Genomic DNA, 24,432 nt, shown 5'->3' with positions numbered 1-24,432 from the left:
AAAGGCCATAGCTCCATACGGCGAGCGCTATACATGCCAGCAATCGTGGCAATGACGCGCACCCCATGGGGCAAGGCATTCAGCAACCGACTGCTAGCGGCGGGCAAGCCAAAGAAACTCGCCCTCGGTGCCCTGATGCGCAAGATCCTGGCGATTGCCTACGGTGTACTGAAGTCCGGAAAGCCGTTCAATCCCGCACTTCACGCTTGACTTGCGAGACAGTATCTACCCCGGCCCGCGCGCGGGCTTCATCTGCGCCAGTGAGCTCACCGCCCGGTCCGCCGCGGCGTGGGGATCGGTGGGCAGCAGTTGCAGGCGGAACACGCTGCCGCGGCCCGGGCGCGAGGAGAGCGTCAGCGGATGGCCCAGGATGTGCGTGAGGCGGCTGACGATGTACAGCCCCAGGCCGAAGCCGTCCTCCGTGCCCGCGTGCGTGGGCACCTTGTAGAACTCCCGGAAGATCTCGGGCTGGTGCATGGGCGCGATGCCCAGGCCGGTGTCCCATACCTCCACGCGCAGGCCTTGCCGCGTGACGCGCGATGCCACGAGCACGCCGCCGCGGCGCGTGTACTTCACCGCGTTGGAGATCAGGTTGCCCAGGATGCGCTGCAGCAGGATGGGGTCGGACATCGTCGTGCCCGCGCTCACCCGCAGGCGGAACTGCAGGCCCTTCGCCTCGCACAGCGGGCGGTACTGCAGCTCCAGGTCGCGCAGCAGCTTGGCCACGTCCACCCGGTCCACGTTCAGGCGGACCTTGCCGGAATCCAGGCGCGCCAGGTCGAACAGCGAGTCGAACAGCTGGTTGACGGCCTTGGTCGACTCCACGATCTTGGGCGCGAGTTCGTGGACCAGCTCCGGCTCCGTCCCCAGCCAGTCCGCATACAGCCCCAGGGCGTGCACCGGCTGGCGGATGTCGTGGGCGGCGCTCGCCAGGAAGCGGTTCTTGATCTCCACGGCATCGAGCGCGGCCTGCGTCTGGCGCGTCAGCGAGTCGATCAACTGCGCATTGCGGAACTGCAGCTCGTAATTGCGCCTGTGCGTCTCGTGCAGCTGCTCCCCCGAATGGCGCAGCACCTGCCAGAACACCAGCAGGAGGGCCACCAGCCACCAGTGGTAGGACGGCCCTTGCAGGTGCAGCTCCACGCCCATGCGCCAGGCCAGGACCGCCAGCACGGTGGCCGCCATGGTGTCGATGTAGGCGCGCATGGTGGCCAGCTGGCTGGAGAGGCTGTTGACCGCGATCATCGCCAGGCCCCCCATCGTCAGCCAGCAGATGAATTGGTCGGTCAGCGACGAGCGGTCGAAGTACAGGAGGGTCGCCATCCCCCACACCAGCGCCGAAGCGGGCCAGAACAGGCGGTAGCGGCGGAAGAACCCGAGGTGTTCCTCGGTACCTTGCTGTACCACCTCGCGCTGGTAAAGGCGCACGATCGACCAGCGCCACGCGGCGGCGACGAGCCCCAGGACCGCCCACGCCAGCAGCCACGCGTGCGCCACGTCCGACCACAGGACGCCGATGATCACCGCCATCAACACCAGGGACAGCCACTGCGCCTGGCGCTGGGTGCGCATCAGGCTGCGAACGAGTTCCCCTTCCACCCAGTGGGCCTCCGCGGACAGCGACGGGGCCGGGAGGGTCTCCGATTTCATGGGCGCGAGTCTAGGCGATCCCGTGTTGCACGCTTCCCGCACACGCCGCACGCGCGAAGGAGCTCACCGACATAGCTAGAGGCTTCGTCCTACAAACCGGTGCGTGCAATGCGAACAGACTCTGCCGTTGCGTTGACCTGATTCCCCTCAGCCGGAAGCGCAAACGCTCAAAACGGGGCTTCCCCGCCCCCCTTTGTTCGCAGACCAACCTAGACGAGGACCGCATGGATTCCCAAACCGCCCACGACACCGACAACGTCAAGCCCGCCACGAAGAAGTCCCTGCGCGGTTTCGCCGCGATGGATCCGCAGCGCCAGCGTGAGATTGCCAGCCTCGGCGGCCGTGCCGCCCACCAGAGCGGCCACGCGCACGAGTTCACGAGCGAGGAGGCTCGCGCCGCCGGCAAGAAGCGCCACGCCCGCGCCGCCGCCAGCGAGTCCCCGCGCGCCTGAGTCCCGTAGGACGTGGCGGTCCGCCACTGGGCCGGGCGCTGACAGTCCGGGCCCCCGGTGATCCCTAGGATCACCCCATGTTCCCGGACCGCGCGGCCGCAAACGACGCCTTCTCCCCTGCCACGCCGGCCTGGCCCTGCGCCTCGCCGGCGTTAGCGCTTCCCCCAGCCGCGGCCGAGGCCCGCGCGCGGCTTGCCGCGGCCAACCGCGCCCTGTGGGCCACGACGCTGTCGCTCATGGCCGCCTTCATGCAGGTCAGCGGCCCCGCCCAGCGCCGGCAGCTCGCCAGCCGCATCGCCTGCAATCTCGACATCCTGTCCCGGCAGGACTCCTTCGACCACGGCTGCCGCACGACCTTCGCCCGGCTGGCGCAGCGCTGGCAGGCCCGGTGCGAACAGTGCTCGGAGCCTCGGCGGCGCGGCTTGTTGCGCCTCATTTTCTAAGTCGCTTTCCGCTACGCGCCCGCGCAAGGGGCTGCGGCCTACAGGACCCGCGGGGCACGTCCGACAGGGCACGGCCGGGCACATTCGCAAACTTGCGGAAACATTTGCACGCAAACATGGCAGACACCCAAGGCATGGCCAAGACCTCGACGCGTTCGCTCTGGAAGGGCGCGATCACGTTCGGGCTGGTGCACATCCCCATCGGCCTGTATTCGGCCACCGAGGAGAGCGACGTCAATTTCGACTGGCTCGACCGCCGCTCGCTCGACCCGGTCGGCTACAAGCGGGTGAACAAGCGCACCGGCAAGGAAATCGACAAGGACGACGTCGTGAAGGGCGTCGAGTACGGCAAGGGCAACTATGTGGTGCTCTCGCCGGAGGAGATCGCCGAGGCCTACCCGCGCACGACCCAGACCATCGAGATCGAATCCTTCGTCGACATCTCGGAGGTGCCCTTCGTCTATCTCGAGAAGCCCTATTTCACGGCGCCGATCAACAAGGGCGAGAAGGTCTACAGGCTGCTGCGCGAAGCCCTGAAGGAAACCGGCAAGGCCGGCCTGGCCCGCGTGGTGATCCACAGCAAGCAGCACCTGGCCGTGCTGCTGCCCTGCGGCCCGGCCCTGGTGCTGAACCTGCTGCGCTGGGGCGGCGAGATCCGCTCCTGGGACGACCTGCCGCTGCCCTCGGAAGGCAAGAGCGGCATCAAGGAGGCCGAACTGAAGATGGCCCGTAGCCTGATCGACGAGATGAGCGGGCACTGGAGCGCCAAGGAATTCCGCGACGACTTCCACGACGCGATCATGAAGCTGGTGGAGCGCAAGGCGAAGGCGGGCGAATCCGCCACCGTCGAACCGCTGGAGGAAGCCCCGCAGGCGCAAGGTGCGGAGGTGATCGACCTCACCGAGCTGCTGCGCCGCAGCCTCAAGGGCGGTGCCAAGCCCGCCGCGCCGGCTGGCCGCAGCACGCCTGCGTCCAGCCGCGCGGGGACGGCCGCCAAAAGCTCGCACAAGAGCGGGGAACACGCCGTCGCCGCCGCCAAGCCGCGCAAGCGCAGCACGGCGGCCAAGACCACCAGCGCCAGGCGTGCGCCGGCCAAGTCCGCCCGCACGCGGCGGGCGGCCTGAAGCCGGAGGCCGCATGGAAATGACGACCTCCCTGGCCGCATGGCTCGTCCTGGCCGTGTCCAGTGCCGGCGTGCTGAGCTGGTTCCTGACGCGCCATGGGCAGCGCAGCGACCTGCGCCGCGAACAGGCGGAACGCCTGCTGCGCGCCTTGAACCGCTACTCCGAATGGGTGCACGCCCAGCGGCTCGCCGTCGTCTTCCAGGGCGAGGGCGTGGAAGCCGCGGCGGCGCTCGACACGGCCTGCACCATCCGGCTCGCCTGGTTCCCGGAGCTGGCCGGCGACATGGCCGACCTGCTGGCGGTGCACAACCGGCTGCTCAACTTCCTGGGCACCCAGCAGGCGCTGTGGCTGCGGGATCCGGAGCGCTGGCTGGAATCCGAGCACGACAAGCGCTTCCTGGCCCTGCGGCGCCAGCATGGTTTCGCGATGGAAGCGCTGCTGGACAAGCTGCAGCGCGCCGCCCGTGTCCGCATCGCCTTTTCCGAAACCGACCCCCGGAGCCGCACGACCTATGCATGAATCCGCGCACAATGAGACGGAAGACGCCATGAACAAGCCCATGACCGCCCTGGGTGCGGCCGCCGCCGGCGCGCTGGCCATGTACTACCTGGACCCCGAGCTCGGTGCGCGCCGGCGCGCCCTGCTCGCGGACCTCGTGCGGGACGGATTTCCCGGCGAAGGCCGGCGCGCCGGGCGCGGCCGCATCGCCCGCCGCTCCCCCTGGCAAGGGGCGGCTGCCGACCCGCGCAGCGATGCCGAACTGCGCGACCGCATCCAGCTGGCACTCGACCGCATGGTGAGCCACCCGCGCGCGCTCCATGTCGACGTGCACGAAGGCGTGGTGCACCTGGGCGGCCGCCTGCTCGCGAGCGAGAGCGAAGGGGTGATCGCCCAGATGGAGCGCATGCCCGGCGTGCACAGGCTGGTGAACGCCACCACCGCGCACTTGCACCCCCAGGAACTCGTCGGACGCCCGGTGCCTGTTCCCCTGGAGGCCGCAAGCCGATAGCATCAGGCGGCTCCGACCGCCGTCCATGAAACGCCCCGCCCGCCTGCTGCTCGCCGGCGCCGCCCTTGCCGCGGCGGCGGTGCTGGCCTTGTCCTGGTACCTGCATTCCTGGGGCGGCATCGCCCTCGTCGCCTTTTCGGCGGCCGGGCTCGCCTGGTACCGCGTGCAGGTGGCGCGCGGCGAAGCGGACCAGTTCTTCGGCGACGCGGGCGAGGACACCCGCCTCACCAGCTTCCAGGTCGGCTCCCCCAGCGAGATGCCGCCGCTGGAACGCGGCCCCGGCGAACCCCCGGTGCACTGACCAGCCGGTCTTTCCTGCAAGCCGGGGACGGGTGCGCCGACGCGCGCCGCCGGCCTGGCCTGACACGGACGCAGGGCCGTGCCTCGTATGTTGAGCTCATCTTCATGCACAGGAGGCAGGACCATGCCCAGGCACACCTTGAAATCGACCGTGGCGGCACTGATGCTGCTGGCGCCCGTGGCTGCCACCTTGGTGGCGCAGCCCGCGCAAGCGCAGACCCAGCCGCAGACGCGCGCCGCGACGGCGCCGCAGGTGACCAACATGTCGCTCAATTCGGATGCCGGCGTGTCGGCCGGGGCGACGCTGCGCGTGCAGGTCTACGCCACGCCGGACGCGCGGCGCGCCAGCGTCACGCTGGGCGACAGCGGCGTGACCGTGCCGCTGCGCCAGACCTCGCGCGGCAACTACACCGGCTCGTACGTCGTGCGCCGCAGCGATCACCTGGACCCGATGCAGCTGATCACCGCGCGCGTGACCTTCGGCGAGCGCACCTACTCGCGCCAGTTCAACTACCCGCCTGGCTTCCAGGCGCTCGCGATGGGCAACGCGCCGCAGCAGGCGCAGATCGAGCGTTTCGTGATGCGTCCCATGGGGCGGGTGGAACCGGGCCGCGAGCTGCAATTCCGCCTCCAGGGCGCGCCCGGCGGCGACGCCTGGCTGGACATCCCCGGCGTGATCAACGGCGTCGACCTCGCCGAGACCCGTCCGGGTGTCTACGAAGGCAGCTACACCGTGCGGCGGCGGGACGATGCCGATGCGTTCCGCAGCGCGGTCGCCACCTTGCGCAACGGCAACAAGCGCGCCACCGCCCGCCTGGACCTGAACCCGCGCGAGGAAGAAGCGCGCGGCGGGCGCGAGCGGGACGACCGTCCGCCCACGATCGGCGACCTCACGCCTGCCAACGGCGACCGCGTCGGCGAACGCGGGCGCACCGTGGTGTCGGCGCGCCTGGGCGACGAGGGCAGTGGCATCGACCGCGACTCGGTGCGGCTGCGCCTGAACGGGCGCGACGTGGGCAGCGACCTGCGTGTGACTGACAACGAAGCCAGTTACCGCAACGACCTCGACCCGGGCCGCTACACCGCGGAAATGACGGTGCGCGACCGGGCCGGCAACACGACGACCAAGTCGTGGACCTTCGACGTCGCTGCCGGCGGGCAGCGGCTCGAGCGCCAGGGCAGCGGCCCCTTCCCGCTGACGGTGACCAGCCACCAGAACAACGCGGTGGTCGACGCGAACGGCAACCTCTCCATCCAGGGCCGCACCGCCCCGCTCGCCAATGTGCGCGTGCAGGTGGAATCCATCGCCAACGTCGGCGGTGTGCTGGGCGTGACCCAGCAAGTCGCCGACCAGACCGTGCAGGCCGACCGCAGCGGGCACTTCAGCGTGCTGGTCTCGCCCCGCGGGCTGCCCATCCCCGGCACCCGCTTCGAGGTTCGCCTCACGGCCACCAGCGGCAGCCAGACGGCGGAAGAGCGCATCACACTCGTCCAGCGCCAGGGCTGAGATCGGCACCCGCGCTTCGAGGCCCCGCCCAGGCGGGGCTTTTTTCTGGCCTCGCCAACTTCTTCACGCTCGCTCCCTGCGGCCGGGATGAGCGGCGATCCCCGTCTCCCGAGCGGACTTGCCCGGTCGGCCCCCTTTCGTCGACACTTCTTGAAACAAACTTGTGGGGTGGCTGGTACAGATCCAGCCGGGGAACTGAGGGGAATCGAGGATCGCGCTTCGGCCGATCCAAGGGTGTCGTTGGGGAAGGTCTCGATGCAAGCGAGGCCATTGAGGGGAAAGCCCCGCGTTCGCGCGGGGCTCTTTTTTTGTCCGGACGGTTTGTGCATCCTGCCCACGGGCGGCTTGTGCGGTGAGCCCGACACGGAGAATAATCCCGCACAGGCAGCACAGATTCCGCGGGGCACCGGGCCTCGCCGCCCCCGAAGTGCTGCAAGCGCATATCGTGGGACGGAGAATCCCCCGGCGAAGACGCCGGAGCCAAGCAGGAAGCCCGCCGAAAGGCGGGCTTTCCTCTTTCTCGGACGTCCTTGCAGTGCGCGGTCGGGGACCTGATGCAGGGCAGTGCCGGTCTTCAGGTGTGCAGCTGGATGGATGCCTCCAGGAGCGGTCGCCCATGCCGGCAGCGAGGCGAGCGCCTCGTGCGAGCGCACGGCTGGGAAGACGACGCGCCCGCATTCGACCTCCATCACCAGGCACCGCGTTACTGGGCCCAAAAAAACAAAAGGCCTCTGATTTCTCAAAGGCCTTGTTCGTTCGAGAGGACCGGTGGACCTCCCTGGACTACGTTCTGGCGGAGCAGGTGGGATTCGAACCCACGGTACGGCATAACCGTACACCGGATTTCGAGTCCGGCGCATTCGACCACTCTGCCACCGCTCCTGATTCGGTTCGCGTGGTGCGAAGGCCGGTAGTTTAACCCAAGCTCAGGGCGCGAGCCGCTCCAGGCCGCCGAGATACGGCCTCAGCACCGGGGGTACCGTCACGCTGCCGTCCGCATTCTGGTAGTTCTCCAGCACCGCCACCAGGGTGCGGCCCACCGCCAGGCCCGAACCGTTGAGCGTGTGCACCAGCTCGTTCTTGCCCTGGGCATTCTTGAAGCGCGCCTGCAGCCGGCGGGCCTGGAAGGCCTCGCAGTTCGACACCGAGCTGATCTCGCGGTAGGTGTCCTGCGCCGGCAGCCAGACCTCGAGGTCATAGGTCTTGGCCGCGGTGAAGCCCATGTCGCCCGAGCACAGGAGCATCACGCGGTAGGGCAGTTCCAGCTTCTGCAGGATCGCCTCGGCGTGGCGGGTCATCTCCTCCAGCGTCTCGTAGCTCTTGTCTGGAAGCACGATCTGGACCATTTCGACCTTGTCGAACTGGTGCTGCCGGATCATGCCCCGGGTGTCGCGGCCCGCGCTGCCGGCTTCCGAGCGGAAGCAGGGCGTGTGCGCCGTGAGCTTCAGCGGCAGCTGCGCCTCGGCCAGCACCTCGTCGCGCACGAAGTTCGTCAGCGTCACTTCGCTGGTGGGGATCAGGTACAGCGCCTGCTGCTCCTCGGAGGCGAGGCTGTCCTGTCCACCCTTGCGCACGGCGAACAGGTCACCCTCGAACTTCGGCAACTGGCCCGTGCCGCGCAAGGTCGCCTCGTTGACGATGTAGGGTGTGTAGCACTCGGTGTAGCCGTGCTCCTGGGTCTGCGTGTCGAGCATGAACTGCGCGAGCGCGCGGTGCAGGCGGGCGACCTGGCGCTGCATCACCGTGAAGCGCGCGCCACTGAGCTTGACGCCCGTGGCGAAGTCCAGGCCGAGCGGCTCGCCGATGTCCACGTGGTCCTTCACGGCGAAGTCGAACTTGCGAGGCGTGCCCCACTTGCGCACTTCCACGTTGGCGCCCTCGTCCGCGCCGACCGGCACGCTCTCGTGCGGCAGGTTGGGGATGGCCAGCAGCAGCGCCTCCAGCTCCGGCTGGATCTGCTCCAGGCGCGCGGCCGCGCTGTCCAGTTCGGCCTTGGCCTGCGCCACTTCGGCCATCACGGCATCGGCGCTCTCGCCCCTGGACTTGAGCTGGCCGATCTGCTTGGACAGCTGGTTGCGCCTGGCCTGCAACTCTTCCGTGCGGGTCTGGATGGTCTTGCGTTCGGACTCCAGCCGCTGGAAAGCCGCGACGTCGAGGTAGGGCTGCGGTGACTTGCGCGCCTGCAGGCGCGCGACGACCGTATTCAGGTCTTTGCGAAGGAGGTTGACGTCGAGCATGCGCTGATTTTATTCGGGGCCTTCCGTACCATAGGCGCCCGACCCCAAGGAGGACCCCCATGCCCATGCAGATCGACTGCTATCTCTCCTTCAACGGCAACTGCGAGGAGGCACTGAACTTCTATGCCCAGTGCCTCGGCGGCAAGGTGAGCACGCTCATGCGCTTCGAAGGCTCGCCCATGGCCGACAAGAACTTCCCTCCCGAGTGGAAGAACAAGGTGATGCACGCCACCGTCGAAGCCGAAGGCGCCCAGATCATGGGCAGCGACGTCCCGCCCCACTTCGGCCGCGTCGAGGGCTACAACGGCATCACCGTGTCGCTGTACATCAAGCAGGACGTGGAGCGGGCGCGCAAGGCCTTCGAGGCGCTGTCCGCCGGCGGCCAGGTCACGATGCCGTTCGCGCCGCCGTTCTGGGGCGGCCACTTCGGCATGCTCAAGGACAAGTTCGGCGTGCCGTGGATGGTCAGCTGCGAGTGAGGGTTCAGGCCAGCGACGCCGGGTCCAGGTTGGCCCCGCACAGGACCAGCGCCACGATCTCGTCGGCCTGGGGAACGTAGGCGCCCGATTGCAAGGCGGCCAGGCCCAGCGCCGCCGCAGGCTCCACGGCCAGCTTGAATTCCTTCCACAGCGCCAGCTGTGCCGACCGGATCGCCGCATCGGGCAACAGCAGCGCGTCGCGCACGTGCCGCTGCGTGAGGTCCCAGGCGATCGCGCCGATGCGCTTGGCGCCGAGCGAATCCGCCGCGATGCCGCCCACTGCCACGTCGACCGGCGCCCCCGCCTCGCGCGCGCGGAACAAGGTGGGGGCGAGCTCCGGCTCCAGCGCCACCACGCGGCTGCCGTCGCCGTACCAGGCCGCGATGCCGGCGATCAGGCCGCCGCCGCCGACGCTGACCAGCACGCTGTCCGGCGGCTCGCCGCCCTGCTCCTCGATCTCGCGCGCGAGGGTGCCGGCGCCGGCCACGACCTCGGGCTGGTCGTAGGCATGCGTGAGCAGCGCGCCGGTCTCGCGCTGGCGCGCCAGGCAGGCCTCCAGCGCCTCGGCGTACACCGCGCCCGCCACGACCACCTGCGCGCCCAGTTCGCGCAGCTTCGCCTGCTTGGCCGGGCTGCAGACCGCGGGCACGAACACCTCGCATGCCACGCCGAGCGCGCGTGCCGCGGCCGCGGTGGCGATGCCTGCATTGCCGCCGGAGGCGACGATCACGCCGCTGGGCGGGATCGCGTTGGCGAGCAGCCGGTTGTACATGCCGCGCGCCTTGAAGCTGCCGGCCACCTGCAGCTGCTCCAGCTTCAGCCAGACCTCGGCGCAACCCACGCCGAGGGCGGCACCGGGCAGCTTCCACAAGGGCGTGCGACGCACGAAGCCCCGGCCGTCGGTCGCGAAGCGTTCGGCGGCGGCTTCGACGTCGCTGCGGTTCACAGCTTCAGGCCCTTGGGCAGCGGGAACTTGACGGTCTCGACGATGCCGTCCATCTTGCGCACGGACACGGCGCCCAGCGCCTTGATCCGCGCGATCACGTCCTGCACCAGCACGTCGGGCGCGGACGCGCCCGCGGTGAGGCCCACGCGCGACCGGCCTTCCAGCCACTCGGCCTTCAGCTCCTGCGGGCTGTCGACCATGTAGCTGTCGACGCCCAGCTTGCGCGCGAGTTCGGCCAGCCGGTTGCTGTTGGAACTGGTGGGGCTGCCCACCACGATCATCACGTCGACCTCGCGGGCCATCAGCTTCACGGCGTCCTGCCGGTTCTGGGTCGCGTAGCAGATGTCCTGCTGCTTGGGCTGGCGGATGGAGGGGAAGCGCTCCCGGACCGCGGCCATGATCTCCGCCGCGTCGTCCACCGACAGGGTCGTCTGCGTGACGACCGCCAGCCGCCCGGTCTGCGCCGGATGCACGTTGGCCACGTCGATCACGTCCTCCACGAGGTGGATGCCGTGATCGAGCTGGCCCATGGTGCCTTCGACCTCGGGATGGCCCTTGTGGCCGATCATGATGAACTCGTAGCCTTCCTTGGCGAGCTTGGCCACTTCGATGTGGACCTTGCTCACCAGCGGGCAGGTCGCGTCGAACACGTGGAAGCCGCGCTGCTGCGCCTCCTGCTGCACCGCCTTGCTCACGCCGTGGGCGGAGAACACCAGCGTCGCGCCCGGCGGCACGTCGGCGAGGTCCTCGATGAAGATCGCGCCCTTGGACTTGAGGTCGTTGACCACGAAGGTGTTGTGCACGATCTCGTGGCGCACGTAGATCGGCGCGCCGAACTTCTCCAGCGCCCGCTCCACGATGTCGATGGCGCGGTCGACGCCCGCGCAGAAGCCGCGCGGCTCGGCCAGCAGGATCTCGGCGGGAGCCGTCATCAAAGTACCCCGATCAGCTGGACCTCGAAGGTCACCGGCTGGCCCGCGAGCGGGTGGTTGAAGTCGAACAGCACCGCGTCGGGGCGGCCGTCGCCGTCCTTGTCCTCGCCCAGCTGCTGCACCGAACCTGCGTACTGGCCCAGGCCGTCCGGCGTCGGGAACTGCACCACGTCGCCGACGGCATAGCTCTCGTGCGGGTCGCCCATCTGCGCCAGCAGCTTGCGCGCGACCCACTGCACCATTTCCGCGTTGCGCTCGCCGAAGGCCTCGCCGGCCGGGATCTGGAACACGGTGCGCGTGCCCTCCTCCAGCCCCAGCAGCCGCTGCTCCACCGCCGGCGACAGCTCCCCGGCGCCCAGCGTCAGGGTGGCGGGCTTGTCGGCGAAGGTGTTGATGATGTCCCCGGCCGGTCCCGCCAGGCGGTAGTGCAGCGTGAGGAAGGAGCCCTGCTGGACGCGGGCGGGCGAGGTGCTCATGGGGGGCCAGTCGATCAGGAAGCCCTCCATTGTAGGAAGGCAGGCGGCAGGCGTCCGGGGCGCGCCGGAAGACCTTCCGCTAGGACGCCGCCCAGGCGGCGAGCGACTGCCTCAGCCGCTGGAGGGCCCCGTCCCACTCGCCGTCCGCCTCCTGGCGGAACTGGCGCATGGTGGGGTACCACGGGTTGTCGTCCCGCCCCGCGTGGTAGCGCCAGTCAGCGGAAAACGGCAGCAGCACCCACACCGGCCGGCCCATCGCGCCGGCGAGATGGGCCACTGCGGTGTCGACCGAGACGACCAGGTCCAGTTGCGTGAGCAGGGCCGCGGTGTCCGAGAAGTCGCGGATGCTCGCCGTGAGGTCGACGAAATGCATGCCCGCGGGGATCTCGGCCGGCTGCGGCGCGGGCACGCCTTTCTGCAGGCTGAAGAAGCTGACGTCGCCGACCTCCCCCAAGGCGCCCAGCTGCCCCAGCGTGAGGGAGCGGCGCGTGTTGCCCAGGTTGCCGGGGTTGCCGGTCCACACCAGCCCCACCTTGCGCCGCCGCGGGCCGGCGGCGCGCACGCGCTCGCCCCAGGCCTGCACACGCGCCGGGTCGGCCGGGATGTACGGACCGGACCAGGGAACCGTCTCCAGGGTCGTGCCGAACAGGCCGGGACACGCAATGAGCGGCAGATGCGCATCGAAGCGCGGCAGGGGGTCGCCCTGCGCCACCACCTGCGCCACGCCGGGCACGCGCGCGAGCAGAGCCTGCAGGGCGGGAGGACATTCCACGAGCACGCGCGCGCCGCGCTGCGCCACCAGCGCAGCGTAGCGCACGAACTGCAGGTTGTCGCCGAAGGCGCCTTCGCCGTGCAGCAGCACGGTGCCCTCTTGCAGCCTGCGGCCGTCCCAGCGCGGTTGCTGGAAGCGCAGCATGGCTTCGTTGAGCATCGCCATGCGCCAGCGCCACTCGTACGCCTTCCAGCCTTCGGCATACCGGCCCAGCAACAGCAGGGCCTGGGCACGGGCGAAGTGGAACTCGGCGCGGCCCGGCTCGAGGGCGGTGGCGCGCTCGTACGCAGCCAGCGCCTCGCCGTGGCGACCCACCTGCTGGTACAGGTGCCCCAATTGCAGCTGCCCCTCGGCGTCCTCCGGATGCTGCGCCACCTGGCGCTCGAACCCGCGCAGCGCCTCGCCGACCTCCTCGGGCCCGCCCGCCACGAGCGCGAAATTGCGCAGGGCCACCGGCTGCCCCGGCTCGAGCTGCAAGGCGGTGCGGTAGCAACGCACCGCTTCCTCGGTGCGTTGCTGCAGGTGCAGCATGCAGCCCAGGTTGGTGAAGCCCTGCGCGTTGGCCGGGTCGAGCTCCGTCACGCGCCGGTAGCTCGCCTCCGCCTCGCCGATGCGCTCGGCCGCCTCCAGCAGCCGGCCCATGGCGAAATGCGCCCGCACGCAGTGCGGGTCCGCTGCCAGCGCCTGCTGCGCCCACTGCAGGCCGGCCTGCACCTGCCGTTGATCCGCGGCGATCGCGGCCATCAGCGCCATGGCGTCCGCATGGCCGGACTCGTCGCGCAGGATCTCCTGCGCCGCCGCGCGCGCCGCATCGAAATCGTCCTGCATGCGCAGCGCCCGCGCGCGCTCCAGCCGCGCCGCCGTCGTATCGGCGGGCTTGCTGCGCCCGGCCAGCCATTTCAGCAGCATCGCGCGGACCTCAGGCGAGCCGGTTCCCGTACAGGAGGGTGATGTTGATGCGCCGGCTCAGGTAGCCCTCGCGAAAGCGCGGGCTGTCCGTCGCGTGGAACAGGTCCGAGTCGAACACCAGCGCGCGATTGGCGCGGTACGGATAGCGCGTGGGCGTGCTGCCCACCGATGCGAGGTAGTCCTTGATCACGCCGGGATCGTGGTTGAAGCGGCGGAAATCCCAGTCCGGCGGGGCCACGTGCTCGTACACCTGCAGGCCGCCGCCTGCCGGGTCCAGGTTGGCGTCGTCCTCGGTGATCCAGAAGTTCACGTTCACGGCGGCCGCATCCGCGTGCACCGCCAGGCCCGGCAGGCTCGCGTCGCACTTGAAGCCCCACATCATGTTCAGCGGATGGTCGCGGATCACGCGCGGCATGTGCGCGCGCAGGTCCCAGGCCAGGCGCAGCAGCAGTTCCGAGCAGAAGCCGTCGTAGAAGTAGGCGCCCAGGTAACCCGGCTTGATGTTGTTCCAGATGGTGCTCTCGCGGCAGAAGCGCCGCACGGCGGCCAGTGCCTCGGGCGTCAGCAGGCTGTCGATCGCCAGCGCATTGGGCTGCGCGGCGAGGTAGCGGTCCTGGATGTCCTCGAAATCGAGGTCCGGGTTGATGATCCGCTCCGGTGCGGGAATGTCCGCGATGTGCACCGGGCGCTTGTACGTGCGCTGCACGAGCGGGTGGCGGGCGGCATCGAACCCCATCAGCGAGTTCTCGTCCACCTGCCCGCGCACCTCCGCGAGCAGGCTGCAGTAGTCCTCCAGCACGCGCGCGAAGTCTTGCGGCAACTGCTTGCCCTGCAGCAGGTACTCCAGCTGCTCGCAGTCGTGCCGCAGCTTCACCTCGTTGACGCCCAGGTCCATGGGCTCGAGCGCCGGGGTGGGCTCGTGTTGCAGCAGCGCGGCGCGGTCGCCCTTCCACGGCGTGCCGCGGCGCAGTTCGACGCAGCGCGTGAAGCTGCGGCTTGCCTCCTGCAGGCGGCCTTGCTCGAACTGCGCCAGTCCCAGGTTGAACAGGGCCTCGGAAAAATCGGGGTTCAGTTCGAGCGCCTTGGCCAGATGCCGTGCCGCATCGTCGAAGCGGTGCTGCTCCTTCGCCGTCACGCCCAGCATGCACCAGGCGTCCGCGTTGGCCGGCTCCAGGTCGACGAGGGCGGCGAAGCTGCGTTCGGCTGCGGGGAAGAGTTCGAGTTCGTGCTGGATGGCGCCGAGCTGCAGCAGCACCTTCGCGCGGGCCGCGCCCCGGGTGAGCGCCTTCTCGTACGCGGCAGCCGCCTCCTGCAACTGCCCTTCGCGGCGCAGGCGCTCGGCCTGCGCGATCCAGTGGTCCGCACCGGGTTCGGCTGGCTGCCTGGCACCGCCGGCGAACAAGTTCCTGATCAGCGATTTCATTGTGCGGTTTTCCCCTCCCGGCATGCACCTCCCCCAGTTGCATGCCTGCGGCGAGTATAGGTGGCGCGTCCACGGGCTCCGCATCCGCGCGGGACGGATAGACTCGCTGCAGCCACACCCGCCGCATGCCGCTCCAGGACCTCCCCGCCGATGCCCGCCCCCGCGAGAAGCTGCTGGCCCGCGGCGCGTCCGCGCTCAGCGACACCGAGCTGCTCGCGCTGCTGCTGCGCACCGGCACGCGCGGACGCGGCGTGTTCCAGATGGCGGAGGAGGTGCTGGCGCGCTTCAGCGGCCTGGCCGGCCTGCTGCACGCGAGCGGCCAGGAGCTGCGCCTCGTCAAGGGCCTGGGCGGGACCGCCAAGCGTTCGGAGCTGCTCGCGGTGCTGGAACTCGCGCGGCGCGCCGTGGCGGAGCAGCTCAAGGCGCGCGAGGTGTTCGAATCGCCGAGCGCCGTGAAAAATTACCTGCAGCTGCAGCTCGGTCGCCGGCCGCACGAGGTCTTCGCCGGCCTGTTCCTCGATGCGCAGAACCGCCTGATCGCGATGGAAGAACTCTTCCGCGGCACGCTGACTCAGACCAGCGTGTACCCGCGCGAAGTCGTCCTGAAGGCCTTGCACCACCACGCCGCGGCGGTGGTGCTGGCGCACAACCACCCGAGCGGCACGGTGCATCCTTCGCGCGCCGACGAGGCCCTGACGCAGACGCTCAAGGCCGCGCTCGCACTGGTGGACGTGCGCGTGCTCGATCACGTGATCGTCGCGCCCGGGAACGCCCTGTCGATGGCCGAAAAAGGATTGTTGTGAAAGCGAAGTCCTTGCAGGACCTGGCGGACATCCGCAAGCAGCTCGCCGAGCAGGAGCGCCTGGCGCGCGAGCGCGCGGTGCGCGAGGCGGAGACGCGCAAGCGCGCGGAGGCCGAGCGCAACCTGTTCCAGCGCGCCGCGGGCAAGGTGGAGCCGCTGCGCCACCACGGCCGGGTGCAGCACCCGCCCGAGCCGGTCGCTCCCATCGCCGTGCAGCGCCAACTGGATGACCAGCGCGTGTTGAAGGAGGCGATCAGCGACGAGTTCGATGCCTCCACGCTGCTGGAAGTCGACGAGGCGATGAGCTTTCGCCGCCCGGGCGTCGGCATCGACGTCGCGCGCAAGCTGCGCCGCGGCTACTGGAGCATCCAGGCGGAAATCGACCTGCACGGCCTGCGCACCGACGACGCGCGCGAGGCGCTGGCCGCCTTCTTGCGCGAAGCCGTGCGCCAGGGCCTGCGCTGCGTGCGCGTCGTGCATGGCAAGGGGCTCGGCTCTCCCGGCAAGACACCGGTGCTCAAAGGCAAGGTGCACGGCTGGCTGGTGCAGAAGAACGAGGTGCTGGCCTTCGTGCAGGCGCGCGGCGACGAGGGCGGCGCCGGCGCGGTGGTGGTGCTGCTCACGCCCACGTGACCGCGGCGGGTTCGCCGCGCGGCAGCGGCAGCCCGGGCATGCTGCGGCCGTAGATGCGCTCGATGCGCTGCGCCAGCGGCGGGTGGTTGGCGAACCAGCGATGGCGTGCGGCGACGTCCGCCAGCAGCAGCAGGTGCTGCGCGGACGCGGGGAAGGCCGGATCGTCCGGGCGGCTTTCCGGCTCCGCGTGCTGCGTCAGTGCCTTGCGCAGCACGCCCCCCAGCCCGTCGCGGCTGCGGGTCCACTGCACGGCGCGCGCATCGGCCAGGAATTCGCGTTGGCGCGAGACCGACGCTTGCAGCAGTCGCCCCGCGTACCAGCCGGCCGCGCCGATGCCCATGATCGCATTGCCGAACACGAAGGCCAGGCCGCCGCGCTCGCGCACCGTCTCCCCGAAGCCCCACAGCAGTTCCAGCCCGGTCACCATGCCGGCCAGCTGCATGTTCAGGCGCGTGTCGCCCTCGTGGACGTGGCTGCACTCGTGCGCCACCATGCCCTGCAGCTCCTCGCGCGTGAGCAGGTCCAGCGCGCCCTGGCTCACGGCCACCACCGCATCCTGCGCATCCCAGCCGGTGGCGAAGGCGTTGATCGCCTGCAGCCGCGGCAACACCATCAGCTGCGGCCGGGGCATGTGCGCCGCGATGCAGATCTCGTCGAGGATGTTGTCCAGGCGCTGTTCGGCCGCGTGCTCGCGCCGCAGCTCGCGGGCGCCGAGGCGCCGCGCCAGCCGCTCGGCGCCGCCGGCGACCTGCAGGTTCGATGTCTCTATCCACCAGCCGCCCAGCACCAGCAGGAGCGTCACGCCCACGTTCACCGCGAGGAAGAAGGGCGGATAGTCCAGGGGCCAGGGCACGAGGCGCTGCAACACCCACCAGCACGCGAGCAGCGCCAGGTGCACCCCTGCCACGGTCGCGGCCACGGCCAGCGAGAACAGCAGCAGCAGCCGCAGCGTCTGGCCGCGGGCGGCGTCCTGCTGCTGGAAGAAACGCATGGCGCGCCGGCCGGCGCTCAGAAGGCCACGCGCGGCGCCTCGCGCTCCTGCGGGCTGGCGGTGGACTGCAACATGGCGCCGGGGACGAAGCCGAACAGGCGCGCGGCCAGGACGACCGGGAAGCGCATCGCCGCGTCGTTGTACTCCAGCACCTCGTCGTTGTAGGCCTGGCGGGCGAAGCCGATGCGGTTCTCCGTGGAGGTGAGTTCCTCGGCGAGCGACTGCATCGTGGCGTCGGCCTTCAGCGCGGGATAGGCTTCGGCCAGCGCGAACAGGCGGCCCATGCTGCCCCCGAGCTCCTGCTCCGCGAGCGCCAGGGCCTGCATCGTGCCGGCGTCGGCGGGCCGCACGCGGGCCGCGGCCGCGGCGCTCATCGCACCACCGCGGGCCTTGGCCACCGCTTCGAGCGTCTGCGCTTCGTGGGCCAGGTAGCGCCGTGCCACTTCCACCAGGTTGGGGATCAGGTCGTAGCGGCGCTTGAGCTGAACGTCGATCTGCGCGAAGGCATTCGCGATGCGGTTGCGCCGCTGCACCAGCGAGTTGTAGGCGGCGATGGCCCACACGGCCACCACGGCGGCGAGCACGACGAAAGTCCAGCTTCCTGCGTTCATGGAGCCCCTCCCCAGTCCCGGATGGGACGATTATGGCGTGGCGGGGGCCATCTCATCCGTGCGTATTGCGCATCCCGCCTGTTGTCGCGTGCATCGGTGGGGTTCGCGGCCGCTCACCACAACCCCGGCGACATCCGGGCTGCTGCTGCTCCTTCGCTCGCTCACATCGGCGTGTTGCGCATCCAGTCCGCGGTCTGGAAGAAAGACTGCTTGAGCCGCTGCCGCAGTTCCTCCGGCACGCCCACGTCTCCCATGGCTTCGTCCATGCACGCCAGCCACTGGTCGCGCTCGACGATGCCGATCTTGAACGGCATGTGCCGCATCCGCAGCCGGGGATGGCCGAAGCGGTCGGTGTAGTGCTGCGGGCCGCCCAGCCAGCCGCAGAGGAACCAGAACAGGTTCTCCCGCGCGCGCGCCAGCTCGCTGCCGTGCGCGGCGCGCAACTCCTTGTACTTGCTCTCCAGGTCCATGAGGTCGTAGAAGCGCTCGACGAGCGCCCTGACCTTCTCTTCGCCGCCGATCCACTCGAAAGGGGTGGCGGGCTTCTCGGGGTTCTGCATGCCCCGATTGTCTCAGCGACCCTATTCGGCGGCCTTGCGCAAGGTTTCCATGACCGGCCGGTTCAGCACTTCGCGCAGGCCCCACCAGCCGGCGGCCAGCGCCAGCACGGCGCCGGCAGCGGCCCCGGCCAGCGGCACGAGGGGGGACGCGGTCCAGGTGAAATCGAAGGCGTACTTGGCCAGCGCCCAGCCCACCACCGCGGCGACGACGCTGGCCAGGAAGCCGGCCAGCAGCCCGACGCCGATCAGTTCCGCGCGCTGCACCTGCCGCAGCAGGCTGCTGCGGGCGCCCACCGCCCGCATGATCGCGTACTCCCGCGCCCGCTCCTCGCGGGTGGCGGTCACCGCGGCGAACAGCACCACCACCCCGGCGGCCAGCGTGAAGCCGAACAGGAACTCCACCGCGCGGATCACCTTGTCCAGCACGCCTTGCACCTGGTTGATCGTGGCCGTCATGTCGACGTTGGTGACGTTGGGAAACGCCCGCACCAGCGCGTTGTCGAAGCCGCGCTGCTCCGGCGCACGGAACGCGCCCATGAAGGTCACGGGGATGTCCGGCAGCTCGTTCACCGGGTACATCACGAAGAAGTTCGCCCGCATGGAGCCCCAGTCCACGCGGCGCAGCGAACTGATCTTCGCCTCGCTGGTGGCACCGGCGATGTCGAAGCGCAGCGTGTCGCCGAGCTTCAGGCCCAGCGTGGTCGCCAGTCCCTCTTCCACGCTCACCGTGCCCTGCTCGCCGGGCACCCAGCGGCCGGCGACCACCTCGTTGTGCTGCGGCTGCTGCGCTGCATAGGAGAGGTTGAACTCGCGATCCACCAGGCGGCGCGCGCGGTCCTCGGCGAAATTGTCGGGGCCGATCACGCGGCCGTTCACCGCGACGAGCCGGCCGCGGAACATCGGGTACCAGTCCAGCCGCTTCACGCCGGCGCCGCGCAGCTGGTCCAGGAAAGGCTGGCTCTGCTCCGGCAGCACGTTGATGACGAAGCGGTTCGGCGCATCGGGCGGCGTGGCCTGGCGCCAGCTCGCGATGAGGTCCGTGCGCAGCAGCACCAGCAGCACCAGCGCGAGCAGGCCCACGGCCAAGGCGCTCGTCTGCACCACGGCATAAGCGGGGCGCGCGCCGATCTGGCGCGTGGCCAGCACGAGCCAGCGGGGTGCGGTCTGCTCGTTCACCACGCGCCGCAGCAGCTTCACTGCGATCCAGCTCAGGCCCGCGAACAGGAGCACGGCGCCGGCAAAACCGCCGACCGCGATGGCGCCCAGCTTCAGGTCGCTGCTCGCGGCCAGGAGCAGGGCCGCGAAGCCGGCGACGCCGATGCCCAGCACCAGCAACGAGGCGGGCTTCAGGCCGCCCACGTCGCGCCGGATCACGCGCAGCGGCGGCACCTGCGCGAGCTGCAGCACCGGCGGCAGCCCGAAGGCGAACAGCAAGGTCAGGCCCATGCCCAGGCCGAAGGCGACCGGCCACGGTCCCGGCGCCGGCAGCGAGGCCTCCACCAGGCCACTGAGGAGGGCGACGAACACGAAGTGCACCGCGTAGCCGAGCGCCAGCCCGAGCAGGCTGGCCGCCACGCCGATCACCGCGAACTCGAAGGTGTAGCTCAACGCGATCGTGCGCTGGCTCTGGCCCAGCACGCGCAGCATCGCGCAGTCGTCCAGGTGGCGGCTGGCGAAGCCGCGCGCCGCCAGCGCCACCGCCACCGCGCTCAGGAGCGCGGCCAGCAAGGCCACCAGGTTCAGGAATTTCTCGGCGCGGTCCAGCGTCTGGCGCATCTCCGGCCGGCCGCCCTCGAGCGACTCCACCCGCACGCCGCGCACCTGCGGCTTCTTCGCCTCGGCGTCGGCCCACTCGGTGAAGCGCCGCACCGGCACATCGGCCCCCGCCACCGCGAAGCGGTAGCCGACGCGGCTGGCCGGCTGCACGAGACGGGTGGCCGGCAGGTCGTCGACGTGGACCATCACGCGCGGGGCGAAGCTCAGGAAGCCCGTGCCGCGGTCCGGCTCCAGGGTGATGACGCGGGCGATGCGCAGTTGCGCGTCACCGAGCAGCAGCGGGTCGCCCACGCGCAGGTTCAGCGACTCCAGCACGCCCGCATCGACCCAGGCCTCGCCGCGGCCCGGCACCTCGCGTGTCGTTCGCCCCGGCCCGTCCGACTGCGTCGCCACCTCCAGGCTGCCGCGCAAGGGATAACCGGTGGGTACCGCCTTGAGCGACACGAGCCGGCTCGCGCCCCCTTGCGCCTCGGGTGCGCGACCCATGGAGGGGAACACCAGCGTGGTCACGCTGCGCAGCCCGAGCGCCCGCGCCCGCTCGATGAAGGCTGGCGGCGTCGGCTGGTCGCTCACGACCACCGCGTCGCCGCCCAGCAGCGCCCGCGCATCGCGCGCCAGTCCGCCCTTGAGGCGGTCGGCGAAGAAGCCGACGGCGGTCAGCGCCGCAACCGCGAGCGCGACGGCCACGATCAGCAGGCGCAGCTCGCCGGCGCGCAGGTCGCGGCGCAAGGTGCGCCATCCCAGGGATACAGCGGGGAACAAGGGCATCGGGGATCCAGGAAGGCGCTCAGGCCGCGGCCGGCCGGGGACGCGCGCCGGCGAGCTCGGGCTGCGACAGCAGGCGCTCGCGGGCGGTGTAGCAAAGGAAGTGGCGGTTGGTGGCGCGGCCGATCGTGCACAGGCCCAGGCGCTCGGCGATCTCGTAGCCCATCTGCGTGATGCCGCTGCGCGAGACCACGATCGCCACACCCATCTGCGCGGACTTGATCACCATCTCGCTGGTGAGCCGCCCGGTCGTGTAGAACACCAGCGGCTCTTCAGGCGTGGCCGGCGGCAGGTCCTGCTGCAGCCACATCCAGCCCGCGATGGTGTCGATCGCGTTGTGGCGGCCCACGTCCTCCACGAACAGCAGCATCTGCTCGCCGCGGAACAGCGCGCAGCCGTGCACCGAGCCGGCGGACTTGTACGTGGTCTCCTGCAGGCGGATGGCATTGACCAGGCCGTACAGCTGCGCCTGCGTGATGCGCGCTTGCGGCAGCGCGATGCTGTCCACGTCCGCCATCAGGTCGCCGAACACGCTGCCCTGCCCGCAGCCGGTGGTGACCACGCGCCTGGCGGTCCGCTCCTCGATGCGCTCGATGCCCGTGCGGGTCTTCACCGCCGCGGCGCCGACCTCCCAGTCGACGGTGACGGATTCGACCGCGTCCAGGCTCTCCACCAGGCGCTGGTTGCGCAGGTAGCCCAGCACCAGCCACTCGGGGCGCGCGCCGAGGGTCATCAGCGTGACGAGTTCGCGCTTGTCGACATAGAGCGTGAGGTCGCGCTCGGCGGGGATGGAGATCTCCTCGCGCTCGCCGTGCTCGTTGACGATTTCCACGCTGCGGGTCAGCGGCGCGCGGGCATCGGTGAGCTGGGGACGGCGGGTCATGCGCGAAGGCTACCGCAAATGAAAAGGCCAGCCGCAAGGCTGGCCTTGGCAGGCAAGCGAGCCGCGGGCTTACTTGGCAGCCGGGGCGGTGCTGGGCTTTGCCGGCGCCATCTCCGCCGAGGGCGTCCGCACGCTCGGCGGGCTGGTCGCCGTCGCGGCCGGGGAATGCGCGCCGGAGGCCTCCAGCGGTTTCTGGTCGGGTGGGGCGTAGACGAACGGGCCGGGCTCCGTGCACGGCGGAATGGACGGTGCTGCCGCCACCACCGCCGCAACCGGCGTGCTGCCGCCTTGCGACGCGCTCGCGGCGCTCGGCACGGGCGGCTTTGCGGCCGCGGCCGCAGCCGCAGGAGCGGAAGCCGCAGCTGCCGCGGCGGGCGCAGCACCGGCCGGCGCCGCGGCGACGGGCGTGGCGGACGCCGCCGCGCCCGCAGGCTTGGCCTGCGCGGGATGGGCGGACTTGTATTTCGCCGCGACGCGGTCCTGGGCCTGGCACAGCTTGTACGCATCGACCTTGCCCTGCCAGGCGGTCTTGGCGGCGGCCTCCGCGGCCTTGGCCTTGGTGGCTTCGTCGGGCGGCGGCAGCTTGGCGACGGCCATTCCGGCAACCGCCAGGCAGGCCACGGTGAGCATGCAACGCTTCATTGTTCTTCCTTTCTTCAGGCGGGCCGCGCCGACTCGTGCGTGTCGTGCACGACCTCGAGCGGCCTGGTGCGCTCGGCCGGGATGCGGCCTGCCTTGATGTCCTCGTACCAGTACTGGTGGTGCTCGCGGGCCCATGCCTCGTCGACGTAACCACGGCGCATGGCGGTGTAGGCGCCGCGCATGCCGATGGTGCCGATGTAGATGTGGCCGAAGAAGACGACCAGCATCAGCACGGTGGACACGTTGTGCACCATGTGCGCCACCTGCATGGTCTGCCGCTCGTACACCAGGTTGGGAACGAGCTGGTCCATCACGAGGCCGGAGGCGACCACGATCAGGCCCAGGAACAGCACGCCGGCCCAGAACACCACCTTCTCGCCCGCGTTGAAGCGGTGCGAAGGCAGCTCCTTGCCGCTCACCATGCCGCCGAACCGCAGCAGCCAGCGCAGGTCGCCCTTGCGCGGCAGGTTGTCCCGCGCGAAGGTGACGATCATGATGACCAGCGAGACAGCGAACAGCGGCCCGGCGAAGTTGTGCAGGTTCTTCAGGATGTAGGTGAGGTAGCCGAACAGGGTCTGGCCCATGATGGGCAGCAGGAAGAACTTGCCGAAGGCCATGACGATCCCGGAGATGCCGAGGATCGAGAAGGCGATGGCGTTGCTCCAGTGGGCGGCGCGTTCGAACGGCGTGAAGCGCTCGATGGCGCGCGGGTTCGGGCCCATCTCGTGGTGGCCCAGCGGCCCCTTGGCGAAATAGAAGATCGCCAGCGCCGCCAGCACGATCAGCAGCAGCGAGCCGCCGTAGGGCAGCAGCCAGTGGTTGCGCACCTGGCGCCAGGCCTCGCCGGCCGTGACGAAGCGCGTGCCGGGATACTGCACCGGCCCCTGGATCAGGACGCCCGCCTCCGGCGCCTGCGACTTGGGCAGGCTGCTGTAGCCTTCCATGCCGCGCTGCACGCCGCGCCACATCGGCGCGTTGTTGCCCGGCTGCACGCGGTTGCGTTCGCCGTTGGTCTGGTCCAGGTAGCCCGGCTCGGACGACGCGTCGCGCTTCACCTCGGGCTTCACGTCGAAGATGTTCTGCCCCTGGATGCCGCCGGGGGCGGCCTGGCCGGGTGGCAGGTCCTCGGGCGCCACCTTGGCAGCCGGCGTGGTCGCGGCGGACCCGCCGCCCGCGGGCGTGGAGGTCGTGGACTGCGCGAGCGCGCCGCTTGCGAAAGCGGCCGTCAGGACGGCCGCTGCGACGAGCTCAAGGAACCTTGACATAGTCGTTCTGCCCGTTGACGGTGCGCACCTTCAGCTGCTGCTCCCAGTTCGCGCGGTCGCCCTGCTTCCAGCCGGCGGCCATGAAGGGCGGCTGCTTGCTGGTGCCCTGGTAGGGCGCCGCATCGCTGCGGATGCCGCTGGCGGTCTGCTCGCGCTCGGCGCAGCCGGCCAGCGCGAGCGCGGCGGCGGCGAGGCCCAGGAGGATCGCGTGCTTCATGACTTGGCTCCGTTGGGCTGGCCGGCCTGCTTGGAGCCGTAGGCCGTGCCCCAGCCCCAGACTTCGGCACCCTTGCCGCGCTTGAGCACGCGGTTGCGGAAGATGTCCGCCACCACGTCGCCGTCGCCGGCGAGCAGCGCCTTGGTCGAGCACATCTCGGCGCACGCCGGCAGCTTGCCTTCGGCCAGGCGGTTGCGGCCGTACTTCTCGAACTCGGCCTGCGAGCCGTTGGCCTCGGGGCCGCCCGCGCAGAAGGTGCACTTGTCCATCTTGCCGCGCACGCCGAAGGTGCCGGCGGCCGGGAACTGCGGCGCGCCGAAGGGGCAGGCGTAGCTGCAATAGCCGCAGCCGATGCAGGTGTCCTTGTCGTGCAGCACCACGCCTTCTTCCGTGCGGTAGAAGGTGTTGGTGGGGCACACCGCCATGCAGGGCGCGTCCGAGCAGTGCATGCAGGCCACCGAGATGGAGCGCTCGCCGGGGACGCCGTCGTTGAGCGTGACCACGCGGCGGCGGTTCACGCCCCAGGGCACCTCGTGCTCGTTCTTGCAGGCGGTGACGCAGCCGTTGCATTCGATGCAACGCTCGGAGTCACAGATGAATTTCATTCGTGCCATCGTGATCTCCTCG

At 70.3% G+C, this 24,432-nt stretch carries 26 protein-coding genes, 1 tRNA gene and 1 pseudogene; 11 read left to right on the top strand and 17 right to left on the bottom strand.

Annotated features, from left to right (window positions below):
* Positions 1-210 (top strand): annotated as a pseudogene (locus AC3EGR_RS03025) (IS110 family transposase); the annotation flags it as partial.
* A gap of 15 nt (positions 211-225) precedes the next feature.
* Here the strand turns inward: AC3EGR_RS03025 and AC3EGR_RS03020 are convergent.
* Positions 226-1,650, bottom strand: a complete 1,425-nt coding sequence (locus AC3EGR_RS03020) for a sensor histidine kinase (protein ID WP_488544948.1) — start codon at positions 1,648-1,650, stop codon at positions 226-228.
* Positions 1,651-1,874: 224 nt separating this feature from the next.
* Here AC3EGR_RS03020 and AC3EGR_RS03015 point away from each other — a divergent pair, with 224 nt between their 5' ends.
* The 7 genes from AC3EGR_RS03015 (at position 1,875) to AC3EGR_RS02985 (ending at position 6,486) form a co-directional block, all read left to right on the top strand.
* A complete protein-coding gene (locus AC3EGR_RS03015) occupies positions 1,875-2,102 on the top strand; it encodes a KGG domain-containing protein (protein ID WP_488544947.1) in 228 nt (75 codons plus the stop codon).
* Positions 2,103-2,179: 77 nt separating this feature from the next.
* Complete coding sequence (locus AC3EGR_RS03010) at positions 2,180-2,545, top strand: hypothetical protein (protein WP_488544946.1); 366 nt, start codon at positions 2,180-2,182, stop codon at positions 2,543-2,545.
* 116 nt (positions 2,546-2,661) lie between these two features.
* The gene (ku, locus tag AC3EGR_RS03005) at positions 2,662-3,669 is read left to right on the top strand and encodes a non-homologous end joining protein Ku (RefSeq protein ID WP_488544945.1); all 1,008 of its coding nucleotides are present in this window, start codon (positions 2,662-2,664) and stop codon (positions 3,667-3,669) included.
* 13 nt (positions 3,670-3,682) lie between these two features.
* Positions 3,683-4,189, top strand: a complete 507-nt coding sequence (locus AC3EGR_RS03000; RefSeq protein ID WP_488544944.1) for a hypothetical protein — start codon at positions 3,683-3,685, stop codon at positions 4,187-4,189.
* A 28-nt stretch (positions 4,190-4,217) separates the two neighbouring features.
* Positions 4,218-4,679 carry a BON domain-containing protein gene (locus AC3EGR_RS02995; protein WP_488544943.1) on the top strand — a complete coding sequence of 154 codons (462 nt, stop codon included), beginning with the start codon at positions 4,218-4,220 and terminating at the stop codon, positions 4,677-4,679.
* A 25-nt stretch (positions 4,680-4,704) separates the two neighbouring features.
* Positions 4,705-4,980: a hypothetical protein gene (locus AC3EGR_RS02990; RefSeq protein WP_488544942.1), complete on the top strand. Its 276-nt coding sequence runs from the start codon at positions 4,705-4,707 to the stop codon at positions 4,978-4,980.
* 123 nt (positions 4,981-5,103) lie between these two features.
* The gene (locus tag AC3EGR_RS02985) at positions 5,104-6,486 is read left to right on the top strand and encodes a hypothetical protein (RefSeq protein WP_488544941.1); all 1,383 of its coding nucleotides are present in this window, start codon (positions 5,104-5,106) and stop codon (positions 6,484-6,486) included.
* Between the two features lie 791 nt (positions 6,487-7,277).
* Here AC3EGR_RS02985 and AC3EGR_RS02980 read toward each other — a convergent pair.
* Both AC3EGR_RS02980 and serS read right to left on the bottom strand, forming a co-directional pair.
* Positions 7,278-7,368: transfer RNA gene (locus AC3EGR_RS02980), tRNA-Ser, on the bottom strand.
* Positions 7,369-7,412: 44 nt separating this feature from the next.
* On the bottom strand, positions 7,413-8,723 hold the full coding sequence (gene serS / locus AC3EGR_RS02975) for a serine--tRNA ligase (protein ID WP_488544940.1): 1,311 nt from the start codon (positions 8,721-8,723) through the stop codon (positions 7,413-7,415).
* Between the two features lie 59 nt (positions 8,724-8,782).
* On the opposite strand from serS, the gene AC3EGR_RS02970 reads away from it, so the two are divergent.
* Positions 8,783-9,202 carry a VOC family protein gene (locus AC3EGR_RS02970; RefSeq protein ID WP_488544939.1) on the top strand — a complete coding sequence of 140 codons (420 nt, stop codon included), beginning with the start codon at positions 8,783-8,785 and terminating at the stop codon, positions 9,200-9,202.
* Positions 9,203-9,206: 4 nt separating this feature from the next.
* On the opposite strand, the gene AC3EGR_RS02965 is transcribed toward AC3EGR_RS02970, so the two are convergent.
* The 5 genes from AC3EGR_RS02965 to AC3EGR_RS02945 all read right to left on the bottom strand — a co-directional run bounded on the left by AC3EGR_RS02965 (position 9,207) and on the right by AC3EGR_RS02945 (position 14,660).
* Positions 9,207-10,148: a threonine/serine dehydratase gene (locus AC3EGR_RS02965; RefSeq protein ID WP_488544938.1), complete on the bottom strand. Its 942-nt coding sequence runs from the start codon at positions 10,146-10,148 to the stop codon at positions 9,207-9,209.
* Positions 10,145-11,080, bottom strand: coding sequence for a 4-hydroxy-3-methylbut-2-enyl diphosphate reductase (gene ispH / locus AC3EGR_RS02960; protein ID WP_488544937.1), 936 nt, complete (start codon positions 11,078-11,080; stop codon positions 10,145-10,147). The genes AC3EGR_RS02965 and ispH overlap by 4 nt, the downstream gene beginning before the upstream one ends.
* Positions 11,080-11,556: an FKBP-type peptidyl-prolyl cis-trans isomerase gene (locus AC3EGR_RS02955; RefSeq protein WP_488544936.1), complete on the bottom strand. Its 477-nt coding sequence runs from the start codon at positions 11,554-11,556 to the stop codon at positions 11,080-11,082. Before AC3EGR_RS02955 ends, ispH begins: the two co-directional genes overlap by 1 nt.
* Before the next feature lie 79 nt (positions 11,557-11,635).
* Positions 11,636-13,237: a tetratricopeptide repeat protein gene (locus tag AC3EGR_RS02950; RefSeq protein WP_488544935.1), complete on the bottom strand. Its 1,602-nt coding sequence runs from the start codon at positions 13,235-13,237 to the stop codon at positions 11,636-11,638.
* A gap of 10 nt (positions 13,238-13,247) precedes the next feature.
* Positions 13,248-14,660, bottom strand: coding sequence for a tetratricopeptide repeat protein (locus tag AC3EGR_RS02945; protein ID WP_488544934.1), 1,413 nt, complete (start codon positions 14,658-14,660; stop codon positions 13,248-13,250).
* A 125-nt stretch (positions 14,661-14,785) separates the two neighbouring features.
* Here AC3EGR_RS02945 and radC point away from each other — a divergent pair, with 125 nt between their 5' ends.
* Both radC and AC3EGR_RS02935 read left to right on the top strand, forming a co-directional pair.
* On the top strand, positions 14,786-15,463 hold the full coding sequence (gene radC, locus AC3EGR_RS02940) for a RadC family protein (RefSeq protein ID WP_488544933.1): 678 nt from the start codon (positions 14,786-14,788) through the stop codon (positions 15,461-15,463).
* Positions 15,454-16,095, top strand: coding sequence for a Smr/MutS family protein (locus tag AC3EGR_RS02935; protein WP_488544958.1), 642 nt, complete (start codon positions 15,454-15,456; stop codon positions 16,093-16,095). The genes radC and AC3EGR_RS02935 overlap by 10 nt, the downstream gene beginning before the upstream one ends.
* Here the strand turns inward: AC3EGR_RS02935 and AC3EGR_RS02930 are convergent.
* The 9 genes from AC3EGR_RS02930 to fdh3B all read right to left on the bottom strand — a co-directional run bounded on the left by AC3EGR_RS02930 (position 16,082) and on the right by fdh3B (position 24,419).
* Positions 16,082-17,086: a M48 family metalloprotease gene (locus AC3EGR_RS02930; protein WP_488544932.1), complete on the bottom strand. Its 1,005-nt coding sequence runs from the start codon at positions 17,084-17,086 to the stop codon at positions 16,082-16,084. The genes AC3EGR_RS02935 and AC3EGR_RS02930 overlap by 14 nt on opposite strands.
* 17 nt (positions 17,087-17,103) lie before the next feature.
* Positions 17,104-17,697: a LemA family protein gene (locus AC3EGR_RS02925; protein WP_488544931.1), complete on the bottom strand. Its 594-nt coding sequence runs from the start codon at positions 17,695-17,697 to the stop codon at positions 17,104-17,106.
* 161 nt (positions 17,698-17,858) lie between these two features.
* Positions 17,859-18,257 carry a group II truncated hemoglobin gene (locus tag AC3EGR_RS02920; RefSeq protein ID WP_488544930.1) on the bottom strand — a complete coding sequence of 133 codons (399 nt, stop codon included), beginning with the start codon at positions 18,255-18,257 and terminating at the stop codon, positions 17,859-17,861.
* A gap of 21 nt (positions 18,258-18,278) precedes the next feature.
* Positions 18,279-20,801, bottom strand: coding sequence for an ABC transporter permease (locus tag AC3EGR_RS02915; RefSeq protein ID WP_488544929.1), 2,523 nt, complete (start codon positions 20,799-20,801; stop codon positions 18,279-18,281).
* A gap of 19 nt (positions 20,802-20,820) precedes the next feature.
* A complete protein-coding gene (locus AC3EGR_RS02910; RefSeq protein ID WP_488544928.1) occupies positions 20,821-21,681 on the bottom strand; it encodes a formate dehydrogenase accessory sulfurtransferase FdhD in 861 nt (286 codons plus the stop codon).
* A 69-nt stretch (positions 21,682-21,750) separates the two neighbouring features.
* The gene (locus tag AC3EGR_RS02905) at positions 21,751-22,323 is read right to left on the bottom strand and encodes a hypothetical protein (protein WP_488544927.1); all 573 of its coding nucleotides are present in this window, start codon (positions 22,321-22,323) and stop codon (positions 21,751-21,753) included.
* Positions 22,324-22,337: 14 nt separating this feature from the next.
* Positions 22,338-23,588, bottom strand: coding sequence for a formate dehydrogenase subunit gamma (locus AC3EGR_RS02900; RefSeq protein WP_488544926.1), 1,251 nt, complete (start codon positions 23,586-23,588; stop codon positions 22,338-22,340).
* Positions 23,572-23,805: a hypothetical protein gene (locus AC3EGR_RS02895; protein WP_488544925.1), complete on the bottom strand. Its 234-nt coding sequence runs from the start codon at positions 23,803-23,805 to the stop codon at positions 23,572-23,574. The genes AC3EGR_RS02900 and AC3EGR_RS02895 overlap by 17 nt, the downstream gene beginning before the upstream one ends.
* Positions 23,802-24,419, bottom strand: a complete 618-nt coding sequence (gene fdh3B / locus AC3EGR_RS02890; protein ID WP_488544924.1) for a formate dehydrogenase FDH3 subunit beta — start codon at positions 24,417-24,419, stop codon at positions 23,802-23,804. The genes AC3EGR_RS02895 and fdh3B overlap by 4 nt, the downstream gene beginning before the upstream one ends.
* Positions 24,420-24,432 lie beyond the last annotated feature (13 nt).

Source organism: Ramlibacter sp. G4-7 (assembly GCF_057784995.1).
The sequence above is the reverse complement of the archived record's forward strand: the minus strand, read 5'-3'. Positions and strand labels throughout refer to the sequence as shown.

What these genes read in the sequence shown, in the direction of transcription:
- AC3EGR_RS03020 (WP_488544948.1), bottom strand. Translation starts at nt 1,650, where the DNA reads ATGAAATCGGAGACCCTCCCGGCCCCGTCGCTGTCCGCGGAGGCCCAC.
- AC3EGR_RS03015 (WP_488544947.1), top strand. Translation starts at nt 1,875, where the DNA reads ATGGATTCCCAAACCGCCCACGACACCGACAACGTCAAGCCCGCCACG.
- AC3EGR_RS03010 (WP_488544946.1), top strand. Translation starts at nt 2,180, where the DNA reads ATGTTCCCGGACCGCGCGGCCGCAAACGACGCCTTCTCCCCTGCCACG.
- ku (WP_488544945.1), top strand. Translation starts at nt 2,662, where the DNA reads ATGGCAGACACCCAAGGCATGGCCAAGACCTCGACGCGTTCGCTCTGG.
- AC3EGR_RS03000 (WP_488544944.1), top strand. Translation starts at nt 3,683, where the DNA reads ATGGAAATGACGACCTCCCTGGCCGCATGGCTCGTCCTGGCCGTGTCC.
- AC3EGR_RS02995 (WP_488544943.1), top strand. Translation starts at nt 4,218, where the DNA reads ATGAACAAGCCCATGACCGCCCTGGGTGCGGCCGCCGCCGGCGCGCTG.
- AC3EGR_RS02990 (WP_488544942.1), top strand. Translation starts at nt 4,705, where the DNA reads ATGAAACGCCCCGCCCGCCTGCTGCTCGCCGGCGCCGCCCTTGCCGCG.
- AC3EGR_RS02985 (WP_488544941.1), top strand. Translation starts at nt 5,104, where the DNA reads ATGCCCAGGCACACCTTGAAATCGACCGTGGCGGCACTGATGCTGCTG.
- serS (WP_488544940.1), bottom strand. Translation starts at nt 8,723, where the DNA reads ATGCTCGACGTCAACCTCCTTCGCAAAGACCTGAATACGGTCGTCGCG.
- AC3EGR_RS02970 (WP_488544939.1), top strand. Translation starts at nt 8,783, where the DNA reads ATGCCCATGCAGATCGACTGCTATCTCTCCTTCAACGGCAACTGCGAG.
- ispH (WP_488544937.1), bottom strand. Translation starts at nt 11,080, where the DNA reads ATGACGGCTCCCGCCGAGATCCTGCTGGCCGAGCCGCGCGGCTTCTGC.
- AC3EGR_RS02955 (WP_488544936.1), bottom strand. Translation starts at nt 11,556, where the DNA reads ATGAGCACCTCGCCCGCCCGCGTCCAGCAGGGCTCCTTCCTCACGCTG.
- AC3EGR_RS02950 (WP_488544935.1), bottom strand. Translation starts at nt 13,237, where the DNA reads ATGCTGCTGAAATGGCTGGCCGGGCGCAGCAAGCCCGCCGATACGACG.
- AC3EGR_RS02945 (WP_488544934.1), bottom strand. Translation starts at nt 14,660, where the DNA reads ATGAAATCGCTGATCAGGAACTTGTTCGCCGGCGGTGCCAGGCAGCCA.
- radC (WP_488544933.1), top strand. Translation starts at nt 14,786, where the DNA reads ATGCCGCTCCAGGACCTCCCCGCCGATGCCCGCCCCCGCGAGAAGCTG.
- AC3EGR_RS02930 (WP_488544932.1), bottom strand. Translation starts at nt 17,086, where the DNA reads ATGCGTTTCTTCCAGCAGCAGGACGCCGCCCGCGGCCAGACGCTGCGG.
- AC3EGR_RS02925 (WP_488544931.1), bottom strand. Translation starts at nt 17,697, where the DNA reads ATGAACGCAGGAAGCTGGACTTTCGTCGTGCTCGCCGCCGTGGTGGCC.
- AC3EGR_RS02920 (WP_488544930.1), bottom strand. Translation starts at nt 18,257, where the DNA reads ATGCAGAACCCCGAGAAGCCCGCCACCCCTTTCGAGTGGATCGGCGGC.
- AC3EGR_RS02915 (WP_488544929.1), bottom strand. Translation starts at nt 20,801, where the DNA reads ATGCCCTTGTTCCCCGCTGTATCCCTGGGATGGCGCACCTTGCGCCGC.
- AC3EGR_RS02910 (WP_488544928.1), bottom strand. Translation starts at nt 21,681, where the DNA reads ATGACCCGCCGTCCCCAGCTCACCGATGCCCGCGCGCCGCTGACCCGC.
- AC3EGR_RS02905 (WP_488544927.1), bottom strand. Translation starts at nt 22,323, where the DNA reads ATGAAGCGTTGCATGCTCACCGTGGCCTGCCTGGCGGTTGCCGGAATG.
- AC3EGR_RS02900 (WP_488544926.1), bottom strand. Translation starts at nt 23,588, where the DNA reads ATGTCAAGGTTCCTTGAGCTCGTCGCAGCGGCCGTCCTGACGGCCGCT.
- AC3EGR_RS02895 (WP_488544925.1), bottom strand. Translation starts at nt 23,805, where the DNA reads ATGAAGCACGCGATCCTCCTGGGCCTCGCCGCCGCCGCGCTCGCGCTG.
- fdh3B (WP_488544924.1), bottom strand. Translation starts at nt 24,419, where the DNA reads ATGGCACGAATGAAATTCATCTGTGACTCCGAGCGTTGCATCGAATGC.